Genomic DNA, 26,119 nt, shown 5'->3' on the forward strand with positions numbered 1-26,119 from the left:
ATATAATGAAGACATTGCATACATTAATTCAACAAGCAAAATTAAGCGAAGCACTAGAGTTACTGGCTAGTCAGCTGCAAGAAACTCCACAAGATATTGATTTACGGAGTAGCTTTATTGAGCTCTTATGCATTGATGGTCAATACGAAAGGGCTGATAAGCAACTTAATTTGTTAATTAAGCAGAATCCTGATTGTTTGATTGGAGCCACTAATCTAAGGCAGTTGATCCGTGCAGCTCAGGCTAGGCTTGATTTTGACGGTGGGGCCGCGACTGCTAATTTGGTTAAAGATGTTGATGAGGCATTTACATCATTACTGCGAATGCGTCTTGCGTACAGAGAAAATCACGTTGAAAATTTCATCCAAAGCGCAGAACAACTTGAGAAAAATCGTGTAAATATACCTATGGAGATAGATGGGGAATATCGTGACACATTACGCGATCTTGATGATACATTGGCTGGTTTTTTAGAGCTATTTGGTACTGATGGAAAGTATTATCTTGTTCCATTTGATGCTTTGATACGTTTAGAGATGATGCCTGTGACATCTCTAATTGAACATGTGTGGCGTAAAGTTGATATCGAAATTGATGGTGGTTTATGTGGTGAGGCATTTATCCCAATGACATATATTAATAGCCAAACAGATGCCGAAAAATTGGGAAGAGAAACTGATTGGCGTGAAATTTTTGGAACAAATATTTATTTTGGTGTTGGGCAGAAGATGTATTTGTTTGGTGATGAGGCAGTGGTGTTATCACAAATTCAGCGAATAAATAAGACTGTTCCGCTTGTCGTTTAACGGTTGGCTGAAGAATGAAAGCTAGCCAAGCCTTAGTTCCCTCTTTGTTAGATCGGCTGTTAGATGATGCACCTGAAAATATGGCTAACACAAATAGGCCGTTTACATGGAGGGATATGCGCCATAGCGTGCGACGTGATTTAGAAAATTTGCTAAATGCAAAGGTGCATTGGCATGTGTGGTCAAAGTATTATCCTGAATTGAATTGTTCGCTATTTTCTTACGGTCTGCCTGATTTTTCCGCCATGCCTCTGAGTTCTTTGGATGGTCGTCAAGCCCTCTGCCATATAATCGAAGATACTATTCGAAAATTTGAGCCCAGATTTGCTGATGTAGCGGTAACAGTTGTCGGGGACGATGAACCGGTTGATCGAATTCTTAGGTTGCGGATCCATGCGCTATTTCATGCAACACCCGAGGCAGAAGAAGTCACTTTTGATTCAGAGATTGAGCCAATTTGTTTAGGTATTCGAATTAGTGAGCCATAACTATGAGTGATGAGATACTCAAGTACTATAACCGCGAACTTTCCTATATTCGGCATATGGGGGCTGATTTTGCAAAGCGTTATCCAAAGGTCGCAGGTCGATTAAAGCTCAGTGATGAACATGTGGAGGATCCACATGTTTCTCGATTAGTTGAAAGTTTTGCATTGCTGACGGCGCAAACTCGGCGATGTCTGGATGATAGTTTCCCGGAGTTAACGGAAGCACTTATTGGACAGTTATATCCAGATTACCACGCAACAATTCCTTCTATGGCAATTATTAAAATGACGACCCAGAATATCAATGATCATGGTTTTATATTGCCCCGTGGTAGCGAAGTTCAGAGTCATGTAGATGGATACAAATCATGTCATTTTACAACTTGTTACGATACGGAGTTATGGCCTGTGGAGGTGACGAAGGCGGCCTTTGAAAATGCGCCCTTTAAAGCGCCGTGTGCAAATTTTAAAACACAAGCACAATCGGTACTGAAGCTCACGTTAAGCGGTGAATTTGAAAGTACTCCACTCTTTAAGCTGGGTATCAGAAATTTGCGCTTTTATCTCAATGGGCAGGCGCAGCTCAGTTATAGCCTTTATCAGTTGTTGTTTAGGTCAATGGTGGGTATCGCTATCGCTCCGAAAGGATCGTCTGAAGCGAGTCACTATCTTCAAGGGCGTCACGTTGTGAGTGTCGGTTTTGAAGATGAACATGAAGTGGTGCCCTATCACAAACGGAGCTTTAGTGGTTATAGGCTGTTAGTTGAACATTTTTTGTTTCCGGAAAAGTTTTTATTTTTTGAATTGCGGGATCTCGAACCTGATTGGCTAGGCGATGATAATGAAGTCGATATTTATATCTACTTTAATGAAAGTAATGACTTTTTACCAAAGCAAGTAACAGCCGACAATGTATTGTTAGGTTGCACTCCGATTATTAATTTGTTTGAGCAGCAACTTGAATCATTTACGTTGCAACCTGTTCAGGATGAGTATCAGTTGATTCCTCAATACGGGGATGCTGATATTTGTGAAGTGATTCGGATCAATGAAGTTAAAGCATATGATAAAAATGACAACTGCGTGAATGTTGCTCCATTTTATGGCGTTGGACAAGCTAACTATTTGACAGAAAATGACATGTACTGGACTCTGCGGCGTGAGCATTCAAGTTGGGCTAGCGGGCATGATGAACCTGGTTGCGAAACGTATCTATCCATTGTGGATACTCACACGAAACCGGTAGATGTGGATGAATACGAGCATTGGTTAGTTACGATTAATGCATTGTGTAGTAATCGTAATTTACCAGCTCGCTTACCTTTTGGCGGTGGGCAACCTGTAATGGATGTGAGGTTACGTAGTGATTCATTGAAAGAGGTACGCTGTCTTACCGCATTGACTCAGCCGATGAGACCTAAATTGCTTGAAAGTACCCGTTGGCAGTTTGCCAAGCATCTAACTTTAAATCAATTTTCTGGTGAACACGGCTTGGAAACGCTCAAAGAAACGTTAAAGCTGTATGATTTTGAGCAGACACCGCAAAGTAAGATGCTGATTGAAGCCATCACTGCGATGTTGGTGACACCTGCTAGTGCGCGTGTTGTGCAGGATGGGCGTGTTGGATTCTGTCATGGTAACGATATATTACTAGAGTTTTGTAACAATGAACTCTCTGGTGCCAACCTGTTTTTCTTTGGTTGTATCCTTTCCCAATTTTTCTCTCAATTTACTGCAGTAAATAGTTTTACGCGGTTAAGTGTCAGCTTTAGAGGGCAGCTTGATTGGCAGTATCGTTGGCCTGCATGTGCTGGCGGAAAGGTGTTACTGTGAATATAACGCAATTAATAGGATATATAGATCGTGATGACTTCTATCGCTCGGTATATTCGTTGCAGCGGCAGATGTCAGAAATTGGAGAGAGCAATGAATTGGGCACTGATACTTTGCCTAATAATGAATGTATTCGTTTTAAGGCTTGTCAAACTTTAGGGTTTGCGGGCACAGCGATTGAATCCATTCGCGAGACAAGCAGCGATAGTGGCGTCAAACGATTGGATATTAATATAAACTTCATGGGATTAACGGGGCCAAGCGGAGCATTACCTCGTCATTATACTGAGTTAGTGATGCAAAGAGCACGTTTAAAAGATGTCGCGATCCGTGAGTTTTTTGACATGTTTAACCACCGTTTAATTGCGTTGCAGTATAGATCTTGGGAAAAATATCAATATCCCATTCAGCATGAACGGTATTTAAACGGTAAAGAGTCAATTATTGATTCGGTGTTACATGCACTGACAGGGGCTACTCATAATTTGGATGTATTTATGGGAGGGCTATTGGCTAAGACTATACGCAATAGCCAGAGTTTGCGTCAGATTTTGACATTAATCGGCGGCTGTCAGGTAGAAATAAAGGAGTTTGTTGGCCGTTGGCTGCAACTTTCTCCATCTGAACAGACCTGTTTAGGGTCTCGTCTACAGCCTGAAGGGCAGCACGCACAGCTAGGCGTGAGTAGCATGCTGGGGCAGAGGGTATGGGATTTGTCATCGGCAATAGATATCGAGCTTCACGTTAACGAGCGTGAAAAAGCTGCGATGTTGATGAACCAAGGACCGTTATTACAAACAATGAAGCAGATTGTAAGCCACTATTTATCACCCTCGATTCATGTCAGTTGGCGTTTGGTAACTGCTTATCAAAATTTACCCGTAGCCAGTTTGAATAATCATGGTGTAGGCCTCGGTTTGGGAGTGGCATTAATGAGTAGTCATCATATAAAGGATAAGGTTCTTAAGATTCCGGTAGGTTAAGTGTCGTTGTAACGGCATGGAAAGTTTAATACCCAATCGATATTACGATATTCGTTTAGCGAGAATGTATTTAGGGTATTAGTTGAAATTTATTCAAAATAAGGGATGTTACATGTCAACGATGACGTTGAAATCACTGGTCGATAAACTCTCACCACACTGTCAAAAACAGCTCGAGACGGGAGCCGCGCTGTGTAATAGCCGTAGTCATTTTAGTGTTGAAATCCAACACTGGTTGTCTGCTATGGTAGAAGAACAAGACGGTGACTTAGCGGTTATTGCAGGGAGCTTTGATTTTTCGTTACCAGTGTTACACAGTGAACTACAGCTTAGTTTGGAAAAACTGAAAACGGGAAATAGCGCTACACCAGGTTTATCTCCGCATCTTGTTACGTTATTGCGTTCGGCATGGCTTGCAGCATCGATTGATTTTGGTGATCAACAGATCCGCACCGTACATATTATTTATGTGTTACTCAAAGATGATAGTTTAGGGTCTTTGGTATTACGCGATGCTCGCTCGTTAGAACATATAGATCCCGCTCAATTGCTGTCTGCTTGGCCAACACTTGCAGAACGTTCTGCTGAGTCAGTTGTCGCAACTAGTGATGATGTAACGAATACCTTATCGTCAACATCCGCCCCCGCTTTAGCACAATATACGATAGATCTGACGGAGCAGGCTCGGCTAGGAGCTATAGACCCTATTTTAGGGCGTGATAATGAGATTCGTCAGATGATCGATATTTTGACGCGTCGGCGTCAGAATAATCCGATTCTTACAGGGGAAGCTGGAGTGGGTAAAACCGCGGTAGTGGAAGGTTTGGCCCAACGGATTAGCCAAGGTGATGTTCCTGATGCCTTAAAAGCTGTTTCCATTCGTGTTCTTGATCTCGCTCTACTTCAGGCAGGTGCCGGGATGAAAGGGGAATTTGAAAATCGCTTGAAGGGTATTATTAAAGAAGTTAAGGCATCTCCTGAGCCAATAATTCTCTTTATTGATGAGGCCCATACTATGATCGGTAGTGGTGGTCAGGCGGGTCAGAATGATGCGGCCAATATTTTGAAACCGGCGTTAGCCCGTGGTGAACTTCGTACAATTGCGGCGACCACATGGGCTGAATATAAGAAGTACTTCGAGAAGGATGCAGCATTAACACGCCGTTTCCAGGTCGTTAAAGTTGAGGAGCCTGATGAAGCGACAGCTATTGTGATGTTACGAGGATTATTGCCTGTCATGGCTGCTCATCACAATGTTGCGATTACGGATAAAGCGTTGCAAGCAGCCGTGAAATTGTCAAGCCGCTATATCAACGGACGCCAATTGCCAGATAAGGCCGTGGCGCTATTAGATACGGCCTGTGCTCGGGTTGCGATGAGTCAAGCCAGTATCCCAGGGCGAGTTGAAACTCTTCGTCGGCAGCAGCAGCAGCTGAAAGATGAAATTGCCGTGTTGGAAAGGGAACAGATTACAGGGAGTGATCACCAAGACAAAATGTGCGCGCTGTATGAAAAGCTTCATGAAGTGGAGCTAGCGCATACTCAGGCAGAGGTATTGTGGCATGATGAGGCTGGTTTGGTTGAGCAGGCAAAAATACTGTCGGCTAAATTGGTGGATAGGCTGAGTAATCTTGATATTAATGAAGATAGTAGCTCTGACGATAGTCTGGCGACTGGATCGGATACAGAGAATGGACAGAAAGCCCAGTTGCAAGCGATTAAACAGACGCTAAATGCAAACAGTGAGCCGATGGTATTTCTTGAGGTTGATGAAGTGTTAGTGGCTGAGGTGATATCAGATTGGACGGGCATTCCGCTGGGAAGAATGCAAAGTGATGAAATTGAAACAGTTCTCACTTTAAGTGACCGTATGAAAGCCCGTGTAATTGGGCAAGATCATGCCTTGGATTTGATGGCGAAAGTGGTGCAGACCGCCCGCGCGCAATTAAATGACGAGCGTAAGCCGAATGGTGTCTTTCTTCTTACTGGGCCAAGCGGGGTAGGTAAAACTGAATCTGCGTTAGCTTTGGCTGAACAGGTATACGGTAGTGAAGATAATGTCACTGTTATTAATATGTCGGAATTTAAAGAAGAGCATAAAGTGTCTCTTCTATTGGGGTCACCTCCTGGTTATGTTGGTTTTGGGGAAGGCGGGATCTTAACCGAAGCGGTTAGGCGAAAACCTTATGGCGTAGTATTGCTTGATGAAATGGAAAAAGCTCATCCAGGCGTACAGGATATTTTTTATCAGGTATTTGATAAAGGTACGATCAAAGATGGTGAAGGACGTGATATTGATTTTAAGAATACCATTCTTATCATGACTTCCAATGTAGGTACGGATACTACGATAGATTTGTTTGAGGATGCTGATACAGCACCTTCTATCGAAGGGTTGAAGCAAGCACTGCAGGATGATCTTCTTAATGTTTTCAAACCGGCATTCCTAGGCAGGATAAATGTAATTCCATTTGTTCCATTATCGACCGAAGTCTTAGCGAATATAATTCACTTACAGTTGGATCGGATTGGAATGCGTATTTCTGAGCATTATAATGCAACATTTAATTATGCAGATAGAGTCGTTTCATACCTAAATGAACATTGCTTTGATAGTAATTCAGGTGCTCGTGCAATTCAAAATAATCTTCAAAATGTCTTATTGCCAATATTGTCAACAAGCATATTGGAGCGTTTGGCGGATAATGAGCATTTTGAAAGTGTACATGTGGATATTGAAAGTGGCAGTTATAAGATAGAATTTAAATGATTGAAAGCATAGTTAGATAAAATATTGCGATGCAATTCATGATTTAATTTATTATTTCTTACCTACATTGTTGTGGTGATGGATAATGTATTAGGCCTAATGACAATTACTTTATGTGTTTATTGTTTATTATTATCTAATAACTGTTTTGTCATTACTCAAAGTGTGAAATTCACTAATAGATAAATCATCAATAACAAATTGATGGTGTTCTTATAGAAAGCCCATTTAGGGATAACCCCGTAATGCTATAGGAGATTAGCATGCAAGCGAATACTTACCTGAAATATGCCGATATTAAAGGCGAAGCGACCGCTGAACAGTACAAAGATATGATTACTTTGCTATCTGTTGATTGGAGTGTTGGTCGAGAAATTACGTCATATACAGGTACAGCTCAGGATCGTGAAGCAAGTTCAACTCGTCTTTATGATATGACTATTACTAAGCTGCAAGATAAGGCGTCACCTGATTTGTTCAAGGAAGCGACTATCGGTAAAGGTAAGCCAGCGGTTTTCCATATTACAAAGCAAGGTGAAAAAGTAGAAGAAATCATGAAAATCGAACTTACTGATGCCATGATTTCTAATTACAGTGTTTCAATTCAAAACGATCGTCCAGTTGAAACTATCACAATTTCTTATACAGAGATGATGATGACAGTAACTCCAACAGATGACATGAACAACGTTCAAGCACCGCTTGTTTATGGTTACAGTGGCGTTAAAGGTCAACAAATGTAAGCAAGAGAATGATTACGGGGTAGAAAAAATAGTCTATCCCGTATTTTATTTTCATAATTCTTTTGGATAGAAATTTAATGATAAAAGCAACGCAAGATAAAAACATCATACGCATAGATACACCGCTTGGTAAGGATGTTTTGCATATAACAAAGGTGGAGATACAGGAAGGTATCTCAATGCTTTTTTCTATCCAAGCTCATGTTTATACCAATGGGCAACTAATTAGTGCAGATGATCTCATTGGAAAGTCTGTTACTATAACATTACTTTATAATGTTCAATCTTCAGTATTGGAGCGTTACTTAAACGGTGTTGTTACAGCTATTCGTTCTGTTGGGAGCCGAGTTACGGCACATGCTGATGGTGAAAAGTATCAAGATTATGTTTTAGAAATAAGTTCAGCTTGTCACTTTATGGCGCAGCGGACAAACTGTCGTATATTCCAGAAATTAAACGTTAAAGAAATAGTTAATCAAATTTTTTCTGGGCATGGTGTTAAAGTACAGAGTAAACTTAATAAGACATATCCAAGATATGAATATAAGGTTCAATACCACGAATCTGATTTGGATTTTGCGACTAGATTACTAGAGCAAGAAGGCATATTTTATTTTTTCACGCATGATAAAAGTAATCACTATATAGTATTGGCCGATGATATTACGGCATATAAAGATTGTGCTGAAGCACAAGTGGAGTTTACTACAGGTAGTTTATCTGAAGCGCATATCCATACTTGGTCTAGTGGGTTAGAGGTAACGCCAGGTAGCAGTGTGAAGCAGGGGTTTGATTTTATTAAGCCAACGGAAAAACCACAGGGTACGCATGCCAATACGAATCTCACAACTCAGCAAGCAGCAACAGAAGTCTACGAATATCAAGCAGGTTCCGAGTTTAACTTACGTGCTAAGGATGTTGCCAGTCTGGCCCTTGATGCTTTGCAGCGTGATACTCAACTTTCATCCGGTGGTAGTAATTGCCGAAGTTTTAGCGCTGGAAAAATTTTCACTTTTAAAGCACACGAAGATAAACGTTTAATAGGAAAAGGCTTCTTGATTACTCAGTTGAGTATGGAGATATCGATTACTAGCCAAACCGGTTCGAGTAAAAGCCTTTCTCAGACTATTCAGAATCAGTTTTCCTGTGTGCCGAAAGAGACAGTATATCGGCCACTGGCATTGACGCCTAAACCACGAGTTTATGGGGCACAGACCGCTTGTGTCACGGGTGATAAAGACGAAGAAATTTGTATTGATAAATATGGTCGAGTGAAAGTGCTATTTCATTGGGATCGTGAAGGGAAGTCGGACAGTACTAGCTCGTGTTGGATTCGTGTGGCGCAAAACTGGGCGGGAAACCGTTGGGGTGCATTCTTTTTTCCTCGAGTTGGGCAGGAAGTGTTGGTGGAGTTTCTGGATGGAGACCCGGATCAACCAATTATTAGTGGTGCATTATATAACGGTGATCAAATGCCACCTTATGCCCTGCCAGATAAGAAAACTGTCAGTGGGATAAAATCTCGATCGACGAAAAAGGGTGGTGGTGACAACTTTAATGAAATTCGCTTTGATGATGATAAAGGCAACGAACTTTTTTATATGCATGCCGAGAAAGATCATCAATTAGTGGTTGAGCATAATCATCAAATCTTGGTTGAAAATGACAGTTTTCATACGATAAAAAATAATTCTGTACTGACGGTTGAAAATGACAGTTCCCAGACGGTAAAGAATAATGCAGCGCTGACTGTTGAAAATAATTTACAGCGTGCAGTTAAGAATAATTTTACCTCGAAGGTAGATAAAAACCAGAATGAAACTATCGGAAAAGAGTTGGTAATTGATGCTGGTAGTAAGATAACCCTGAAATCTGGTGGTGCATCTTTGACATTATCGAGCGATGGTTCTGTTGATATAAAAGGAACCAATATCAGTATCAATGGTAGCAAAATTGCGTTGAAAGCGGCTTCTATCGCGCTTAACTAAATCACATTACTCGATCTTAAAATCATATTATTTAATAAATAGGAGTGCCGTCTGACGATGAAGCGCAGGCGGTAGCGATGGAATGGGAAAAGCAGCTGCAACGATTTCATGTTATCACACCTGTCCAGATCAAACAGACAAAATTCCGCATGTTGGTGGCCCTGTTGCTACTGGGTCAGGGAATGTTTTTATTGGTGGTTTGCCTGCTGCGCGCGAGGGTGACATGCTGGTTTGTATAGGGCCTCCTGACACAATTAAAGGCGGCTCTGGATCGGTATTGATTAATGGTAAGCCAGCAGCCCGAATGGGTGAGCCAACCAGTCATGGTGGCTCAGTTGTATCGGGAAATCCTAGTGTCACTATTGGTTGATATTGATGGCCTATACTGTCGAATCACACTGCCTATGGGTTGGGAGCGATAATAACTATGAAAAAGTGTTGGGCTTGCACTCAGACTTGATAATTGAGCCAGAACCGATACTTGTTAATAACCAGTCGGTTCTGGCTTTGCCGATTGTTCCACTTAGCGCAGGTGATTATCTATCGCGCTTGACGGAAATATTAAAATCGACAGTATGCACGTTGGATATTGATTGGTTATCGGCACCTATTTTGGTGTTGTTACCCCAGCTGGGAACTGTTGATCAAAGCCAGCATCAAGCTCTATATCCTTATCTTTGTCAGGCGATTCCTGCATTGGCAGCACACACTCATTGCTATTTATATCCTTATGGGCGCAGTGCCATGCTCCTTGCTTGGCAGCAGATTGAACGTTTGTTGTCGCAAGAGTGCCACTCAGGAGTGTGGGTTTTAGCGCTAGACAGTGATCCCCGCTTAAGTTCGTTGCCTTTTAGCACTGCCTGCCTGCAAGACATGGAAGATGGAATAGTTGCTTCAGAGAGTGTTATCGCCCTTAAGGTCTCTACATCTGCCAGTGGGCTGATCCGCCCATGGTTATCTTATGAGGCCAGAACGAGAGACAAAGCGGCAACGGCTGCTGTGACGGCATTGTTTCAACGTTATCAGCATGCATGTGGTCAGCCAATCCATCAATTCTATGCCCCTTATGATGGAGGGCGAGGTTCTGCTGAAGAGTGGGCTGGCGCATATCAACATCTTCACGGATGTGTTGGAGAATTTACCCAGATTGTCATGAGTGGAGCGCTAACCGGAGAATTAGGCGCATGCTCTGGACTGTATAACTTGCTACATCTCTATGCGCGTTACCAGCGCGGAGAGTATCAGCTCCCGACATTGCAGTTGGAAATCTCAGAAAAGCTCTACAGAGGCGCTGCCTTATACGCTTGGCAACCATAGTGGATGATAGTGGAATAACATGGACGGACTCATATTACTGCAGCTTAAAGCCAATGATGGCAAGGCGTATCAATTTGCTATATCAGAGCATGCTAATTCTAAGAATATCCCTATTCGATTTGATACGTTACAGCTGGCAAAGCTTCATATAGAGAAGTTCGCCCGTCTAAGGGCCGCGCCTGGTGCTGACTTGCTTGCTGTTTTGGGGCTGCTTGATTTTCATGCAGAGGTAAAAGCTCGGGCTATTGGGCACGGTGCATTTAATCAGGCTAAAGAAACCCTTGCAAAAGCACTATTTAATAAACAACTGTGGGTTTATGAGGTTCCGGAAGTTGAGCCAGTAATTGTTCACCAGCCAACGGTTATGGAACAACTCGCCAAGACTACAAAAAAAGTGACGGGCCAAGGGGGGCGGGAGGATGTCGCCCCCGTTGCTGAAAATCGTATTTCAGATACCCCGACAACGGCTTCTCCTGATGAGATGGCCTATTGTGGCGATCCTGTTTCTATGGCGACAGGGGAAGAAATACTGACTCTGACGGATATTCAGCTAACAGGTAGTGCGGCTATCCGTTGGGAGCGGGTGTACCGCTCGAGTTTATGTCACCAGAACGTGGGCTTAGGCTATGGTTGGCGAAGTAACTTCCATTTTGAGTTAACGCCTATTGTACGAGCCGATGACGGCGTTACCCAGTGGCATTTTGTCGATCATCTGGGTGATTTATTGATCTTTGATGATGTAGCGGCGGGAGCCGTGGGTTACCAACTTACTGCCGGGGCGAGTATCTTTCATGATCCCCGCGGTTATTATCGTTTAACACTGAATGATGGTCGGCAGTTACGTTTTGGTTATCAGCATTCCCGCTGGGTACTGGAGCGGCTTAGGGAAAATGAAACTCTACAATATCAATTGAGTTACTCTAGCAATGGCCGTTTAGTGCATATTGCCGCTAACGGCTGCCAGCAGCTTGAATTACGTTATGATGCCGGCGGTAACCTCATTGAAGTTCAAAGCCCTGCTAGCGAGGGAGAGCTCGTGCAACGTGGTATCCGCGTTGGGCATCATTCCCCCCAGGTGCTGGCTCATTATCATTACGATGCCGAAAACGATTTGTGTGAGGCGAGTAATCGTCAGCAACAAGTTGAAAAATATCGTTATGATCAGCATCTATTAGTCCAGCGTACTCGTCCTTCCGGATTCAGTCACTATTTTGAATGGCTCGGCCAAGGCGCTACCGCGCGATGTTGCGCCCAGTGGGGGGATGAGGGGAATTACCATTATCGCTTTGAATATGATCTTGAAGCGCATACCGCCACCAGTACCGACAGTTTGGGCAATCAATGGCGCTTTGAACATAATGCCCAAGGGCGGCTATTGTGTAAGGTGTCCCCGCTCGGTCACCGTTGGCAGTACCGCTATGATAACCGATCTCGCAAAATTGCCGAGATCTCTCCCAACGGAACGGCAACCTATTACCGCTACAACCGCTATGGTCAATTGTACGAAGAGCAGGCTCCAGATGGCGGTTTGACTCGTTATCGCTATAACCGGCTTGGGCAAGTGATCCTGACGATAGACAGTGAAGGTCAAGCGTGGCGTAACGACTATAACAGTTTTGGGCGCTTATTGAGCCAACATAATCCTTGTGGGCTTGAGAAACATTATCAGTATGACCGCTATGGCCGGATCACTCATATCACCCAGTCAGACGGGCGGAGCCTGCGGTATTGGTGGAATGCGCAAGGTCAGTTGGCAGCCGTGCAAGACGGTGATGCTATAACACGTTACAGCTATGATTTGCTGGGTGAAATCAACGGTATGGTTAGTCATGATGGCTGGGTGACCCAGTATCGTCGTGAGCGTAACGGGCAGGTTGTTGAGATCACCCAATATGCACAGGAACAGCCGGATGAGGTTCGCCATCAGTATATTGAATACGACTGGGCTGGCCGCCCGACGGTATTTACCGATACGATAGGCCGCAGCCATCATTTTATCTATGAGGGGTTGGCCCAGCCTACCAGACACATTCGTCCTGATGGGAGTTGGCTTGCGTTCGAATATGATAGCGAGCGCAACCTAACTGGTATTGAGCGTAGTGACGGTGCGCGCTATCAATTGGTTTACGATAGCGAGGAGCGGATCACCCAGACGGTTGGCTTTGATGGCCGTACTCAGCAGTACCAGTATGATGAGCAAGGCAAGCTGATTAGTCTCAGTGAGCAGGGTGAGCGTTTCATCCGGCTTCGGCGTGATGAGTGCGGCCGGGTCATTGAGCAAAGCTGTAGTGTAGCAGGCATTACCGATGCCAATTATTTCCAGTATGACAAACTGGGGCGGCTACGGAATGCCAACAATGCCCAACGCAAAATCCATGTTGATTATCATGCTAATGGCCAGCCCAGCGAGGTTTGGCAAGATAACTGGCGGCTCCAGCATAGTTATGACAATGCTGGTCGGCGTATTGCAACCTGCCTGCCTGACGACCATCAAGTTCATTATCGCTATAACAGCCAAGGTCTGCTGGTGGCCATTGACTGGGACGGGCAGACTGTTTGTGAACGTGATTTTGACAGTTGTGGGCGAGAAATTCAGCGCCGACAGGGCAATGGCATTACTTGCCTACAACAGTTTGATGTACTGGGGCGTTTGCAACAGCAGCAACGACTTCATCCACACCGAGCCGAGTATCAGCGTGACTATCGCTATAATGCGGCTGATCAGCTGGTGGGCATCGAAGACAGCGAGCAGGGTGCGAGCCAGTATCAGTTTGATGTGTTAGATCAGCTTACCAGTAGCCAGCTACCTCATCAGCCAGAAATTCTGTTTGCCTTTGATAGCTTTGGCAACCCACAAAATGCCGCAGGGGAAGGGGCAGATAGTGCGATATGTGTGACTCAGGATCGCCTAGAGCAATGGCACGATACTCATTATCGTTACGATGGTTTTGGTAACCAAGTTAAAACGTATAGCCAACAAGGCAACGAGCAGCGTCGGTTCAATGGCTTAAACCAGCTCACCAGTTTCAGAAAAGCCGGAAAATATACCCAGTACCATTACGATGCCCTCGGGCGACGCAGCGCCAAAATCAGCGAAAGCCAGCGGATTGATTTTCTGTGGGATGGCGATCAGTTAATTGGCGAGCACTGCAATGGCCAGTACCGTTGGTATATCTATGAGCCTGGGATCTTCAAGCCCGTCGCTTTGATTGCTCATGGCGAGATCTATCATTACCAGCTTGACCACCTTGGAACGCCATTGGTATTGACAGATCAACATGGTAATACGGCATGGCAGGCAGACTATACCACCGAAGGTATTGCCACCGTTCATACTGAGCAGGTTACCAATCCACTGCGTTTTCAGGGCCAGTATTGGGATGAAGAATCCAGCCTGCACTACAACCGTTTCCGTTACTACGACCCACAAGTAGGGCGCTTCATCCATCAAGATCCAATCGGTTTACTCGGTGGGATTAACCCTTACCAATACGGCCCCAATCCCGTGCAGTGGATCGATCCGCTGGGGTTGAGTTGTAAGGAGAGTAAAGCGCAACAGCCTTATGCGATGGGTTATAACCGGACTACTGATTGTCCTAATACCACACAAAGCTCTGCATATCCGATGCATGCGGTTGATCCAGAATTAGCGGCTATCAGTCATGATTATGTCATGGGGGCAACAGAAATTGTTGCTTCTGGTATTTATAATTCAGCAATAGACGTGGTTGCTGGCCTAGCAGGGGCAGTGGTACTCGCTACAGGAGGTGGTGTTAATAAATCTGCGGACTTGATTGGGAAAGTTCAAGACGCATATGGGTATACGCCTAGTACTGCTGGGGCGAAGATGATCGCTCAAGATATTGCGCCTTATCTAGAGCAGTATGAGCAAACCATGTCTGCTGCTGGTGATGCCGTATTGGATGCAACGGGATCACCATTAGCTGCTACATTAACGAGCCAATCAGTAGAAATTGCCGCCACCCTTTTAGGGGGCAGGCAGGCGATGGGGGCAGTGAAAGGGTTACAATTTGTACCCAATACAAAGCCTGGCACTCAGTTTTATTCAAATGCATTACCATACAGGCTTGAGCGTGTTGTACCCGATTCTTTTCCTAAAAGTGCATTTACACCAATTAAATTTAAGAATGGAAAAATATACGCACTTGAGGGAAAGGTTGGTCGCCGTAGATGGAAATTAAAAAGTGGTGTAGATTTAAATGTACACCCTAATTTACAGCGAGGTGAATTAAAAATATATGCACCGGATGGTTGGGCTAAGCATCATTTAGTAGCTGTGAGTGAAGCCCAGAAGTCAATAGCGTTGAATCGTCTTGCTAGGGCTGGACTGTATAATGTGAATAGGCCATCAAATGGAATATCCCTTCCAACTAATATTATCGAATCTATAGTGCTGCAGAGGCCGTTACATAATGGTGGGCATTTAAAAAGTTATTTTGAAGCTGTTGGCGAAAAGTTAAGAGGGCTTGATATGGTTGAATCTAGGTTAACAAATGAGCAATTACTAGATGAAGTTGATTTAATTGAAGAAATTATGCACTCTGATATACTAGACAGAAAGGTAAGGTTACAAAATAATGGGTTTTAGATATGGAATATGTTATTGATATAGATAGTAATTATATTATTTCTCAGTATTTGGATTGGTTAAACCAAGATGAGTGTCAATTCTCTATAGGTCAGACAGAAAAGTGGGCAGAAGTCTTAGGTAATAATAGAATACTTCTTTCTTTAGAAGAGGGAAAAGAGACATTTTTGTCAGATTATTTTTACTGTGGAGCATTAACTATAGTATCAGAAAGATTTAAAAATGTTTTAGAGTGTTTTTCAGAGGATATAGAGTTTATACCAACGGAAATTCTTTGTGGAGAATATGAGTTTGAGTTTTATGCTTTGCATGTTATGGAACACATTGATGCTCTTGATAAAGAGAAATCTATATTTGCAGGGTTGAAATATGGAATGGTTGCAGGTATTACTAAACTGATGCTAGATGATGAAAAAATTAAAGATAAAAATATATTTGTATTAGAAAATACATATAACCCTATTTGTATTGTAGGTGAAAATATAGTTAAACTTGTAAAAGAAAGAGACATAAAGGGGGTTGGGTTCATATCTTTGCCTGAATATATGGAAGATGTGAGAGGGGTATGATTTCAGGGCGAGAGTGCGAGTTGATTATTTGTTGAAACTGTAACTTACCATCAACTCACAAAGTGGTTGTTGAGTTTAATCCCAACAAAATTTAATAACCTCTTAGTTTTTTTGAGTGCGAATTTTATACAGCTAAGTTGACCCAAGATTGCTTTGGCTAAAAAGTAAGCATTCATAATCTCACCCTGGGTATGATTTATACTTAAAAATAATTTAATTTTTTAGATTAAATAATCTGCGAATTCAACTCCGAAGTGCAACACTCACTTATGCAGCCTGAAGTAATTCGTCAAAAAATACTTTCGGCTGTCTAAACTCAGGGCTTTTCTTGGCCTGAGGTTTATTCGTATTTACCGATACGATAGGCCGCAGCCATCATTTTATCTATGAGGGGGGGCCCAGCCTACCAGACACATTCGTCCTGATGGGAGTTGGCTTGCGTTCGAATATGATAGCGAGTGCAACCTAACTGGTATTGAGCGTAGTGACGGTGCGCGCTATCAATTGGTTTACGATAGCGAGGAGCGGATCAGCCAGACGGTTGGCTTTGATGGCCGTACTCAGCAGTACCAGTATGATTGGCAAGGCAAGCTGATTAGTCTCAGTGAGCAGAGTGAGCGTTTCATCCGGCTTCGGCGTGATGAGTGCGGCCGGGTCATTGAGCAAAGCTGTAGTGTAGCAGCAGGCATTACCGATGCCAATTATTTCCAGTATGACAAACTGGGGCGGCTGCGCAACGCCAACAATGCTCAACGCAAAATCCATTTTGATTATCATGCCAATGGCCAGCCCAGCGAGGTTTGGCAAGATAACTGGCGGCTGCAGCATCACTATGACAGCGCCGGTTGACGCATTCGCACTCAGTTGCCCGATAATCATCAAATCCAGTATCGCTATAACAATCAAGGTTTGTTGGTCGCTATTGAATGGGATCAGCATTCGGTCTGTATCCGCGAGTTTGATAGTAGTGGCTGAGAAATTCAGCGCCGGCAGGGCAATGGCATTACTTACCTACAACAGTTTGATGTACTGGGGCGTTTGCAACAGCAGCAACGACTTCATCCACACCGAGCCGAGTATCAGCGTGACTATCGCTATAATGTGGCTGATCAGCTGGTGGGCATCGAAGACAGCGAGCAGGGTGCGAGCCAGTATCAGTTTGATGTGTTAGATCAGCTTACCAGTAGCCAGCTACTCCATCAGCCAGAAATTCTGTTTGCCTTTGATAGCTTTGGCAACCCACAAAATACCGTAGGGGAAGGGGCAGATAGTGCGATATGTGTGACTCAGGATCGCCTAGAGCAATGGCACGATACCCATTATCGTTACGATGGTTTTGGTAACCAAGTGGCTTTGTTGCGTAAATCAGTTTGAATTCTTTCCGCAAGTGGTGATCTGATCGCTCATGTACCATCATACATTATATGAACCATGAGTAACCCTAAGGCTCGCTACAAGACCAACAACTGGAAAGAGTACAATCAAGCCCTTATCAGTAGAGGCTCAATAACCTTCTGGATTGATGAGGAAGCAATATCGTCATGGGAATGCTTATCTCACCACGGTGGGCGTGGTCGCGGTAATCAATATTCCGATCTATCTATCACGACAGCGTTGATGATAAAGCGATTATTCAGCCTATCACAGCGTGCAACGGAAGGCTTCATTAACTCAATATTATCGTTAATGAAAATTTCACTACGTTGCCCAAGTTACACGCGTATCAGCCGAAGAGCCAAGAATGTTGATGTTTCAATTAAAATGCCTGCCAGAGGTGAAATTCGTCATCTAGCCATTGATGCAACAGGGCTAAAAGTCTTTGGTGATGGCGAATGGAAAGCTAGGAAACATGGCGCTGAAAAGCGACGTTTATGGCGTAAGCTCCACCTTGCCGTTGACGCTGATACACACCAAGTTGTTAGTGCTGAACTATCTCTTTCAACGGTTACAGACGGTGAAGTTCTTCCTGAGTTATTGAAGAAGACACATCGTAAGATCAAGTCAATATCGGGTGACGGTGCTTACGATACACGGCTATGTTACCAAGCGATTGAACGTAAAAAAGCAAAGCCGCTTATTCCACCAAGAACAGGCGCTGCGTACTGGGAAAACAGGCATCCAAGAAACCAAGCCGTTGCCTGCCAGCGTATTCATGGCAGCAATGAACATTGGAAGAAAACATCGGGTTATCACTCTCGGTCGATATCGGAGACTGCGATGTCGAGATATAAACGCCTCCTTGGTTCAAGCTTAAGCCTACGAGATTATGATGCTCAAGTAGGTGAAGCGTATGCTGCTGTTCGTGCTTTAAATAAGCTAACGACCCTAGGCATGCCTCAAACGACCAGAGTTAATTAACTTAAAGCTAGCAGTGGCTCTGTTCGAGGGAATTTCGATTTACGCAACAAAGCCTATTCTCTCTAGTTATATGGATGGTTAAAAATGCCAAATATTCGTCACTATTTAAAGTCAATAACACTTTTGATCATAGGACTGCTGAGTGCGTGTAATGTTGAGGGTATAGATATGAAAGCATCTGATTTTTTCCAACCTGAAATGGCTGTATTACTTCAAGATATACAAAGTGGCAATAAAAAGCGTGCAGAGCAAATAATCAGTGGTGGTGTTTCGCTGAATGTTCACGGAAAAGAAGGTATAACCCCTTTGCTTTGGTTGATTATAAACAAAGATAAACCCGCGATGAAGTTAGCGTTACAATTAGGGTCCGATCCAAACTTCCCTGATCCCATTGGATCTACACCAATAGGTATGGTTGCGGGTGGCAATGATGATGAGATGCTTGACATTTTATTACAAGCTGGCGCTAATCCTAATGCTATTGACTCTAATGGTTATCCTGCTTTATTCGGTGCAATCGGAACCTCAAATTGGTCACAAATTAAAATGTTGATTGCTGCCGGAGCCGATATTAATTTATCAAACAAAAGAAATGCAAACGGTGCACATCATGCGCTCTATATCGGTCAATATGAAATTGCTCATTATTTAATAGAATTAGGTGCAGATCACAACGCTCGTACACCTACTGGATCTGATATGGCTTGGCGAGTTCATAAAAGTTTAAGTAAAATTTTATTGGATAAGGAAGCGGAATCATATAAATGGGCGGTTAAAGTCAAGCAACAGTTAATTGAACGTGGTGTTAAGTTTCCGCCTCCTTCGCCAAAGGAAATTCGCGAAAAATGGGCTGCAGAGGGGCGACAGAAATAAGTTTTAACTAATTTATTTTCCATATAATTGAACGTCTATTAAAATGAACGCGAGCGAGTAGCAATTTTATGCAAAAGCAGGATTAAAGCTATTGACCTTAAAGGTTCCCCATAGCACGGTAAGCATGAATAGTGTTGGTGAACATATAATTTGTAGGTGAATTTGAAATGATTATGCAATCATGAAAGAATATGTGCGATAGGATGAGAGTTATTTGAATTTCAAATGTGGAAAGAGAGAAAATATTGATTAAATACTTTATTAGGAAGCCAAATAATTACCTTGGGAAGTTGTAAATAAAAAACTAGAGCGCATTGTTGATCTAAATCTACGCGTGAACACTTGATTAAAGAGTGGGAAGAAAAGATAGGCCAGCAATCGCTACGGTATATTCAAGATGAATTGTTTAAATGTGGTAATGTGTACCTTAATAAAGGTAAATATTTTGATGCTCATTAAGTGATACCAAGTTAGTATAACGCACCTCATGAATAGTGGAATATAATTCCTGCAGAAAGACTTAATGTATATCAGGCGAGTATTCATGGCTTAGGTCGTGCTTACAGTAAGATTTTTGAAAAGTTTTGAGAGAAAATATGTCTGGATTTGAACGACTGAAAATTTATATAAATTTAGACTCAGGTGCTCGACGATTTAAGCCTGTTGATGATAAAGATATCACAGAGGCCGAGATTGAGTTGGGATTTTCTTTTTCGGCTTGCCTAAAAAGTTTTATAATTCATTTGGATATGGGTGGCTTGGTTCTGAGGGTGAGCCTAATTTGAGAAATTTATTTATTCATCCATTGGATATTGTTGACTTATACAATGGAGAGTCTGAGTTTTCTCCTTCAGATGAATTTATCGATGCTGACTTGCCAATATTTGATTGTGGTAGTGATCGGTTTTTGGTCGTTCGTCCATTTTCAAGTGATCCTGAAAAGATATATCGTGATGACGGCAAGAATATACCTGTTGCTCAAGATGTTGAAGATTTAGTTTGTAAGTTAATTGATAACGTTAGATTTTATGTCTAAAAGAATAATTAAGACACATTTTTAAGGTTGTGTGTTGGTTTTTGATGACGTGGAGATGGGGGCGATCAGTTACCAGTTGATCGCAGGTACTAGTTTATCCCATGATCCTCGTAGGTATTATCGCGTAACACAACTACGTTTTGGTCATCAGCACTCCCGTAAAATGCCAACTTAAACCGAAGTGGTTATAAGAAAATGGAGAATGAGCGGGCGGATTGGACCGCAGAAGGCTTTGATGTGAGGCTTAAATTCGAATTAGACCCACCTAGTGAAGTTTTTGATCGGGTTAGTGAAAAAGATATAAAAATATAAGGTTGAATCATGAATATATTAAGTAAAAAATTGATTGAAATTGCTAAGCTATTTTTAGAATGTCAACGAGTAAAAGAAAATCAATGGACGGAGTTTTCATTTGTTTTTGAGTTCGGTGACGGGCATATTTCTAATTCTGGTTTTTTGTATAATGGGGATGAAGTTACACCTGCTACAGCAAAGATTAAAGATTACCCTGTATTGTTAGGTGACACGTTATTGACTTTACGCGAATTAGTTTATAACGAATGTGGTCATAATTTTATTCAACTTCTCTTTCAAATGGAAAGTGAAACAAATAGGTTTAAAATTGATTTTGAGTTTGATGATCCTAAACACTGGAAAATCACACCAAGAAATATGTTTGAAATGCGAGAGAAGCTTCGACCTGTCTTCGATTGAATTTTTTGATAGTAATATATTAATCATAATACAGCCTTAATAAAGTTTTAGTTCATTGAGGCTTTTAAATTATTCATTATTCAAATGCTATTGATTATATAATTAATTAATTGTTGAGTTATCAATGGCCTAAGGCTGATATAGATCCATCATTGGATAATCAACTACCTAGACAAAGTCGAGTGACGAGTATGGATGCTGCTGCTAGGAATGCATTAAGTAACCTCGGGGCTGATGCAAAAATGAATGTCGAATTAACAAGGTGTAAATAATCATGCCGTATAAGTTTGAGTTAGATGAAGATTTTGAGTACTTTTTGCAAAAGTTTGGATATCCCTTTGCGACGGTTGATTGCCGACCAGAAATTGTAGAAAAATTTAGAGGGAAGCTACCGGATAGATTGCTGGAATATTGGCAAGAGTATGGTTTTTGTGGTTTTCAACAAGGTTTGTTTTGGATTGTAAATCCTGATGATTACGAAGCGGTGTTGGATGAGTGGTTGGAACAGACCGACATACTCGACAATGATATTTACCATGTATTTGCCAGAAATGCTTTTGGTGATTTATTTTTATGGGGGGAAGAAACGGGTGAAAGATATAAAATAACTGCAGCTTATGGTTGGATTGTTCAATATGAGGGAAATACCAGAGAAGATGGAGATTTTTCAATTAAGTGTTTTTTTGGTGGGTCCAGTGTTAGGTCTCACGATCTAGAGGATGAGCATGGTAAGTTGATGTTTAACCGTTGTATCAAAAAATTTGGTGCGTTAGCGGATGATGAAATGTTCGGTTTTGAACCGAGTTTAATGCTGGGTGGAGAAAGCTTGTTGAGTAATATTAACAAAGTTAACATTCATGTACATTTGTCGATATTAGCACAATTGGGCCAGATTGAAGTTTTAGATGATGATGGATTAGTCGGTAAGGCATTTAGTTAGAGTCATTCAACCAAGAGAATATATACTCATTTTAAAATAGTCAATTAGGCTGCCAGACCACTTTTACCGATGCTATTGGCTGCTGAAATACCTTCGTCTAAACAACCAACCAAGCCTATCCGACCAGACGGTAGCTGGCTTGCGTTCGAATATGATAGCGAGGAGCGGATCTCCAGGTGGTTGGCTTTGATGGCCGTGCTCAGCAGTACCAGTATGATGGGCAAGGCAAGCTGATTAGTCTCAGTGAGCAGGGTGTGAGCCAATATCAGTTTGATGTGTTAGATCCGTTCACTAGTGGCCAGCTACCCCATCAGCCAGAAATTCTGTTTGCCTTTGATAGCTTTGGCAACCCACAAAATACCGTAAGTGAAGGGGTTGAGAGTGCGATATGTTTGAGTCAGGATCGCCTAGAGCAATGGCACGATATCCATTATCGTTACGATGGTTTTGGTAACCAAGTTAAAACGCATATGGCGGTTGAACGAATTGCTAAGGATTGGCGCGAGTAGTTATATGACATCAGCTGGTTTATACGCTTACTCAACGAACCGATTGCAAGGAAGATGGCTGCACTGGACGATTTTAGGAAGGACGGTTTAAATCCCAAGCCTTACTGGATGGCTGCGTGTATGGCTTATGTAGACCTCAATCCTGTTCGATCAGACATGGCGAAAAGTCCGGAAATATCGGCCTATACCAGTATTAAAAAACGCGCCGCCAACCGAAAGCATTACTTCCTTTTGTGGGAAACCCACGAGATAATATGCCCAAGGGCTTGCCTCTTGTTGCTACCGACTATCTATTACTTGTTGATGAAACAGGGCGCGCGATTCGTGATGGAAAGAAAGGGGGATATTTTAGAAAATGTACTCAATATTGTTTCTTGCCTGGGGCTGAGCGAAGAAAACGGGCTGGAGTCAACCCGCTAGTTACGAGAGTACCACCATCATATTGGGTAGCAACGAGCTCAGAGATTAAGCGCCTGCCGGCGGCTGTTAAACGCCGACTAATGAATTCTTTAGTAAAATTACCATCGACTAGCTAATAGGCTAGGTTTTATTATGCGTGAAAGTTACTGAAATTACGAATATCTCATGCTATTGTCTGAAAGTAGGGCTAAATGGCACAGTGTGAAATTTGAATTTAGTTATATCAGAATGTATTTGCTGAATAGACGGGGTTTTATAAGATGATTTGATTAATTTTTTGATTTAGAAATGGATGTCTTTTTTAATCTGTTAGAGTTAAGTTGATGAAAGTAAGAGATAGATTACGAGATAGAGCTTATTTTGATGATTATATAGATTTTCGGATTAAATGTATTAATGAGGATAGAGAATTTATTGAGTTTAAAGATAATTCAAATTTTTATCGCAAAATGACATGTGCATTCGAAATGGTAAATAATTATTTAGCGTTAATGCATACACGTTATTCGCGCGGAGATTCCATTGAAACAATAAAGGATGATTTGCAATGTGTTTTGGAATGTCGGGAATGGCAAAATAAATATGCAAATTCTTTACCGTTTGATGAGCAAGGAAAAAGAGTTGCTAAGGAGCAGCTATATGAAAACCATTTGGATATGATGTATAGATGGCTTGCTTTTGCTTATTGTACTGATATGGGGCTGGCTTATTACAAAAAAGTGTTGGGATTGGTTAGTAATAAAGGGATTGATATACTGTTTGATACTATTGCTGTCAAATTGGGTGAAACTGATCGAGCTGTTGGAAGTGATTTGTTATATCCGAAGCGGTTTAGTAAGCTGTACAAAGTGGTAGAATCTGAACCATCTAAACGACCTGACTTGATAAAGGACTATTTAGAGGCATGGTATGAATTATATGGCAGCCCGAAATGGCATCTAATGGATACCGATACTTATGATGGATACTGGTGTTGGGAAGCCGCCTTGGTGGTGAAGCTTTATAATATAGATGACAGTATTTTCCGTGAACATCCTTATTACCCTGTTGATTTGGTTCACTATAGGTAAACGTTATGCACCGTGACTGCCGTCGCCCCGGTTCGTATTTTTCTGAATTACTGACCGATCTCGATGACGCTATTATAGAAACACAAGAAGCGCTGGATGAAGGGGCGTTTCCGCTACCCGCTGAGCAAGTGGATGCCGCCAACCTGTTGTATCAGTTAGCTATTATGCGAGCCGTCGCCTTGTATTCTGCTGGGACTGCCTTGTCGCAGTTAAAACCCGCAGTTGAAGCTATTTTGCTGTTACGCCAGCAACTTAAAGATAAAGGTGATGCTTTGCCTATCGAGCATCAAGTCTATCGTAAACCCTTTGAAGTATTTGGGGGGGCAAGGGGACGCGGAAGGGTCAAAAAACAGTAATCGCTATATTTATGCTTTGTGGGTTCTTGTTGGTAGCGTGTGAGGTAGATAAACCGCATATGTTTTCAGCCGTAGCGTTGATTGGTAATGCTGGTCGAGATGCATTATTAGATACTATAGCGATCCGTCTAGGCGTGACTGATAGGGAAATATCGCCAACGCTGTTATATCCTGAATGTTATCAGTGGCTTTATGTGGTCATCAATGCGGAACCAATGGAGAAAATGGCTCTTCTCCGTCAATTCATTGATGGCTGGTATAGGCAAAATCAGGATTCGGACTGGTATGATAATCATCTGTGTGACTGCGAATTTGTGTATACCGATTACTATATCGGATATTGGTGCTTTGAAGTTGCATTGATCGTAAACCTTTTTGGTTTGGAAGATGATTTATTAAAGGATAGTTCATATTATCCTCAAGATTTAGTACGCAAGATATTATGATTGTTTTCTGTGATGATGTTTCGTTGTATAAATCAAAATTGACTTGAGTGGGAGGTATAAAATTTAAACAAGACATCCACACTTTCGAACTTTTTTGCTCGGGTGGTCTAGGCTTGATTTATTAGGGATGAATCGAGAGGTCGCTAGCATACCAAGGGCAAGGAAAACACAAGTGAGTTTAACCGATACGCCGTACTACCATTGTGTATCGCGATATGCGTAAGACGAACTTTTCTTTGTGGTGAAGATCCGTTAACAGGCAAGAGTTACGAACACCGCCGTGGTTGGGTTGAGCTGCTGTTTCTGTTTCTTGCGAAGGTGTTTGCGATTGATATCTGTGCTTATGCGGTAATGAGTAACAATACCCATGTTGTTCTGGTATATCGATAGCGACTAAGCGAGCAGTTGGTCGCAAGAAGAGGTCATCACCCGTTGGCATCGGGAATGTAAAGGGAATTACCTTTCAAATACTTGGTTGGGTGAAAACCAACAAAGCCCAACAAAGTAGATGTTCCCTCATAAGGGTGGCGCATCTATTTCGAGGAATTAAAAATATGTTTACAGAAATGAGTGATATCGGTCCTCAATTGTCTGAATCTGATATTAATGATTTAGAACTAAAGTTAAAGGTGACGTTACCTTTTGAATATCGTGATTTTTTACTTAAATATAATGGTGGAGAGCCAAAAGAAGACACGATTAATTTTGATGGGAAGAAGATCAATATTAATGGTGTATCAATAGGTTTCTTTTATGGTATTGGTAATGGATCTGAAGATATAGAAGTCGCTATGGATTTAATTGCTGATTATATACCCAATGGTTTTATCCCAATTGCAGATACACCTGCCGGTAACTATTTTTTAATTTCAACAGTAGAAGATTTTTACGGTCACATATATTATAAAGACTGTGAAATTGAAGATGATAGTAATACTATATTTAAAGGATTATTACCAAAGAGTATGGTTGAGGTTTCTTCTTCATTTAGAGAATTTTTAAGTTGTTTATATGAGTGACTAATAGTAAATATTACGATGATACGGTCAATTAGGGGCTTTGTTGCGTAAATCAATTTGAACTATTTCTGCAAGTGATGATCTGATCGCTCATGTACCATCATACACCGACTCTGTTGCATAAATAAAAATTAAGTTGAGCGTGAGCTATCGATAATGGTTCGTTTGTAACCATCCCATGTTTAGTAGCACCCTAAATTAGGGGCCTCGTTGTGTCTATTAAAGATACAACGAGGTATAACAGTAGATGGATTATGGTATTAAAATACTCTT

The 26,119-nt window shown here is 42.0% G+C and carries 23 protein-coding genes and 1 pseudogene; all 24 read left to right on the plus strand.

Going from position 1 to position 26,119, the window contains the following annotated elements:
- The first annotated feature begins 5 nt into the window (after positions 1 to 5).
- The 24 genes and pseudogenes from ACSF8X_RS16595 to ACSF8X_RS16710 all read left to right on the plus strand — a co-directional run bounded on the left by ACSF8X_RS16595 (position 6) and on the right by ACSF8X_RS16710 (position 25,846).
- On the plus strand, positions 6 to 806 hold the full coding sequence (locus tag ACSF8X_RS16595) for a type VI secretion system accessory protein TagJ (RefSeq protein WP_500851701.1): 801 nt from the start codon (positions 6 to 8) through the stop codon (positions 804 to 806).
- Positions 807 to 820: 14 nt separating this feature from the next.
- The gene (gene tssE / locus ACSF8X_RS16600; RefSeq protein ID WP_047880324.1) at positions 821 to 1,294 is read left to right on the plus strand and encodes a type VI secretion system baseplate subunit TssE; all 474 of its coding nucleotides are present in this window, start codon (positions 821 to 823) and stop codon (positions 1,292 to 1,294) included.
- Positions 1,295 to 1,296: 2 nt separating this feature from the next.
- On the plus strand, positions 1,297 to 3,126 hold the full coding sequence (gene tssF / locus ACSF8X_RS16605; RefSeq protein ID WP_500851702.1) for a type VI secretion system baseplate subunit TssF: 1,830 nt from the start codon (positions 1,297 to 1,299) through the stop codon (positions 3,124 to 3,126).
- Complete coding sequence (gene tssG / locus ACSF8X_RS16610; RefSeq protein ID WP_500851703.1) at positions 3,123 to 4,109, plus strand: type VI secretion system baseplate subunit TssG; 987 nt, start codon at positions 3,123 to 3,125, stop codon at positions 4,107 to 4,109. Before tssF ends, tssG begins: the two co-directional genes overlap by 4 nt.
- A gap of 112 nt (positions 4,110 to 4,221) precedes the next feature.
- Entirely contained in the window at positions 4,222 to 6,879 is a 2,658-nt protein-coding gene (tssH, locus tag ACSF8X_RS16615) for a type VI secretion system ATPase TssH (protein WP_500851704.1), read from the plus strand.
- 263 nt (positions 6,880 to 7,142) lie between these two features.
- On the plus strand, positions 7,143 to 7,622 hold the full coding sequence (locus ACSF8X_RS16620) for an Hcp family type VI secretion system effector (protein WP_047880327.1): 480 nt from the start codon (positions 7,143 to 7,145) through the stop codon (positions 7,620 to 7,622).
- A 77-nt stretch (positions 7,623 to 7,699) separates the two neighbouring features.
- Positions 7,700 to 9,610, plus strand: coding sequence for a type VI secretion system Vgr family protein (locus ACSF8X_RS16625; protein ID WP_500851705.1), 1,911 nt, complete (start codon positions 7,700 to 7,702; stop codon positions 9,608 to 9,610).
- Between the two features lie 82 nt (positions 9,611 to 9,692).
- Positions 9,693 to 9,980 carry a PAAR domain-containing protein gene (locus ACSF8X_RS16630; RefSeq protein ID WP_047880329.1) on the plus strand — a complete coding sequence of 96 codons (288 nt, stop codon included), beginning with the start codon at positions 9,693 to 9,695 and terminating at the stop codon, positions 9,978 to 9,980.
- Between the two features lie 5 nt (positions 9,981 to 9,985).
- The gene (locus ACSF8X_RS16635; RefSeq protein WP_500851706.1) at positions 9,986 to 10,927 is read left to right on the plus strand and encodes a hypothetical protein; all 942 of its coding nucleotides are present in this window, start codon (positions 9,986 to 9,988) and stop codon (positions 10,925 to 10,927) included.
- A 19-nt stretch (positions 10,928 to 10,946) separates the two neighbouring features.
- The gene (locus ACSF8X_RS16640) at positions 10,947 to 15,536 is read left to right on the plus strand and encodes an RHS repeat-associated core domain-containing protein (protein WP_500851707.1); all 4,590 of its coding nucleotides are present in this window, start codon (positions 10,947 to 10,949) and stop codon (positions 15,534 to 15,536) included.
- A 2-nt stretch (positions 15,537 to 15,538) separates the two neighbouring features.
- Entirely contained in the window at positions 15,539 to 16,105 is a 567-nt protein-coding gene (locus tag ACSF8X_RS16645) for an Imm43 family immunity protein (RefSeq protein ID WP_500851708.1), read from the plus strand.
- 504 nt (positions 16,106 to 16,609) lie between these two features.
- Positions 16,610 to 16,954 carry a hypothetical protein gene (locus ACSF8X_RS16650; RefSeq protein WP_500851709.1) on the plus strand — a complete coding sequence of 115 codons (345 nt, stop codon included), beginning with the start codon at positions 16,610 to 16,612 and terminating at the stop codon, positions 16,952 to 16,954.
- Positions 16,955 to 17,143: 189 nt separating this feature from the next.
- Entirely contained in the window at positions 17,144 to 17,479 is a 336-nt protein-coding gene (locus ACSF8X_RS16655; protein WP_500851710.1) for a hypothetical protein, read from the plus strand.
- 57 nt (positions 17,480 to 17,536) lie between these two features.
- On the plus strand, positions 17,537 to 18,463 hold the full coding sequence (locus ACSF8X_RS16660) for an IS5 family transposase (RefSeq protein WP_500851711.1): 927 nt from the start codon (positions 17,537 to 17,539) through the stop codon (positions 18,461 to 18,463).
- Between the two features lie 84 nt (positions 18,464 to 18,547).
- Positions 18,548 to 19,336: an ankyrin repeat domain-containing protein gene (locus tag ACSF8X_RS16665; protein WP_500851712.1), complete on the plus strand. Its 789-nt coding sequence runs from the start codon at positions 18,548 to 18,550 to the stop codon at positions 19,334 to 19,336.
- A 718-nt stretch (positions 19,337 to 20,054) separates the two neighbouring features.
- Complete coding sequence (locus tag ACSF8X_RS16670; RefSeq protein WP_500851713.1) at positions 20,055 to 20,372, plus strand: hypothetical protein; 318 nt, start codon at positions 20,055 to 20,057, stop codon at positions 20,370 to 20,372.
- 321 nt (positions 20,373 to 20,693) lie between these two features.
- Positions 20,694 to 21,086, plus strand: a complete 393-nt coding sequence (locus ACSF8X_RS16675; protein ID WP_500851714.1) for a hypothetical protein — start codon at positions 20,694 to 20,696, stop codon at positions 21,084 to 21,086.
- A gap of 274 nt (positions 21,087 to 21,360) precedes the next feature.
- Entirely contained in the window at positions 21,361 to 22,026 is a 666-nt protein-coding gene (locus ACSF8X_RS16680; RefSeq protein ID WP_500851715.1) for a GAD-like domain-containing protein, read from the plus strand.
- Positions 22,027 to 22,202: 176 nt separating this feature from the next.
- Entirely contained in the window at positions 22,203 to 22,535 is a 333-nt protein-coding gene (locus tag ACSF8X_RS16685) for a hypothetical protein (RefSeq protein ID WP_500851716.1), read from the plus strand.
- Positions 22,536 to 22,876 (plus strand): annotated as a pseudogene (locus tag ACSF8X_RS16690) (alpha-amylase family glycosyl hydrolase); the annotation flags it as partial.
- A gap of 402 nt (positions 22,877 to 23,278) precedes the next feature.
- Positions 23,279 to 24,025: a PoNe immunity protein domain-containing protein gene (locus tag ACSF8X_RS16695; RefSeq protein WP_500851717.1), complete on the plus strand. Its 747-nt coding sequence runs from the start codon at positions 23,279 to 23,281 to the stop codon at positions 24,023 to 24,025.
- A 5-nt stretch (positions 24,026 to 24,030) separates the two neighbouring features.
- Complete coding sequence (locus ACSF8X_RS16700; protein ID WP_500851718.1) at positions 24,031 to 24,381, plus strand: hypothetical protein; 351 nt, start codon at positions 24,031 to 24,033, stop codon at positions 24,379 to 24,381.
- A gap of 59 nt (positions 24,382 to 24,440) precedes the next feature.
- On the plus strand, positions 24,441 to 24,827 hold the full coding sequence (locus tag ACSF8X_RS16705; protein ID WP_500851719.1) for a PoNe immunity protein domain-containing protein: 387 nt from the start codon (positions 24,441 to 24,443) through the stop codon (positions 24,825 to 24,827).
- 554 nt (positions 24,828 to 25,381) lie between these two features.
- Entirely contained in the window at positions 25,382 to 25,846 is a 465-nt protein-coding gene (locus tag ACSF8X_RS16710) for an SMI1/KNR4 family protein (protein ID WP_500851720.1), read from the plus strand.
- Positions 25,847 to 26,119 lie beyond the last annotated feature (273 nt).

The sequence above is a fragment of the Photobacterium panuliri genome, assembly GCF_059920555.1.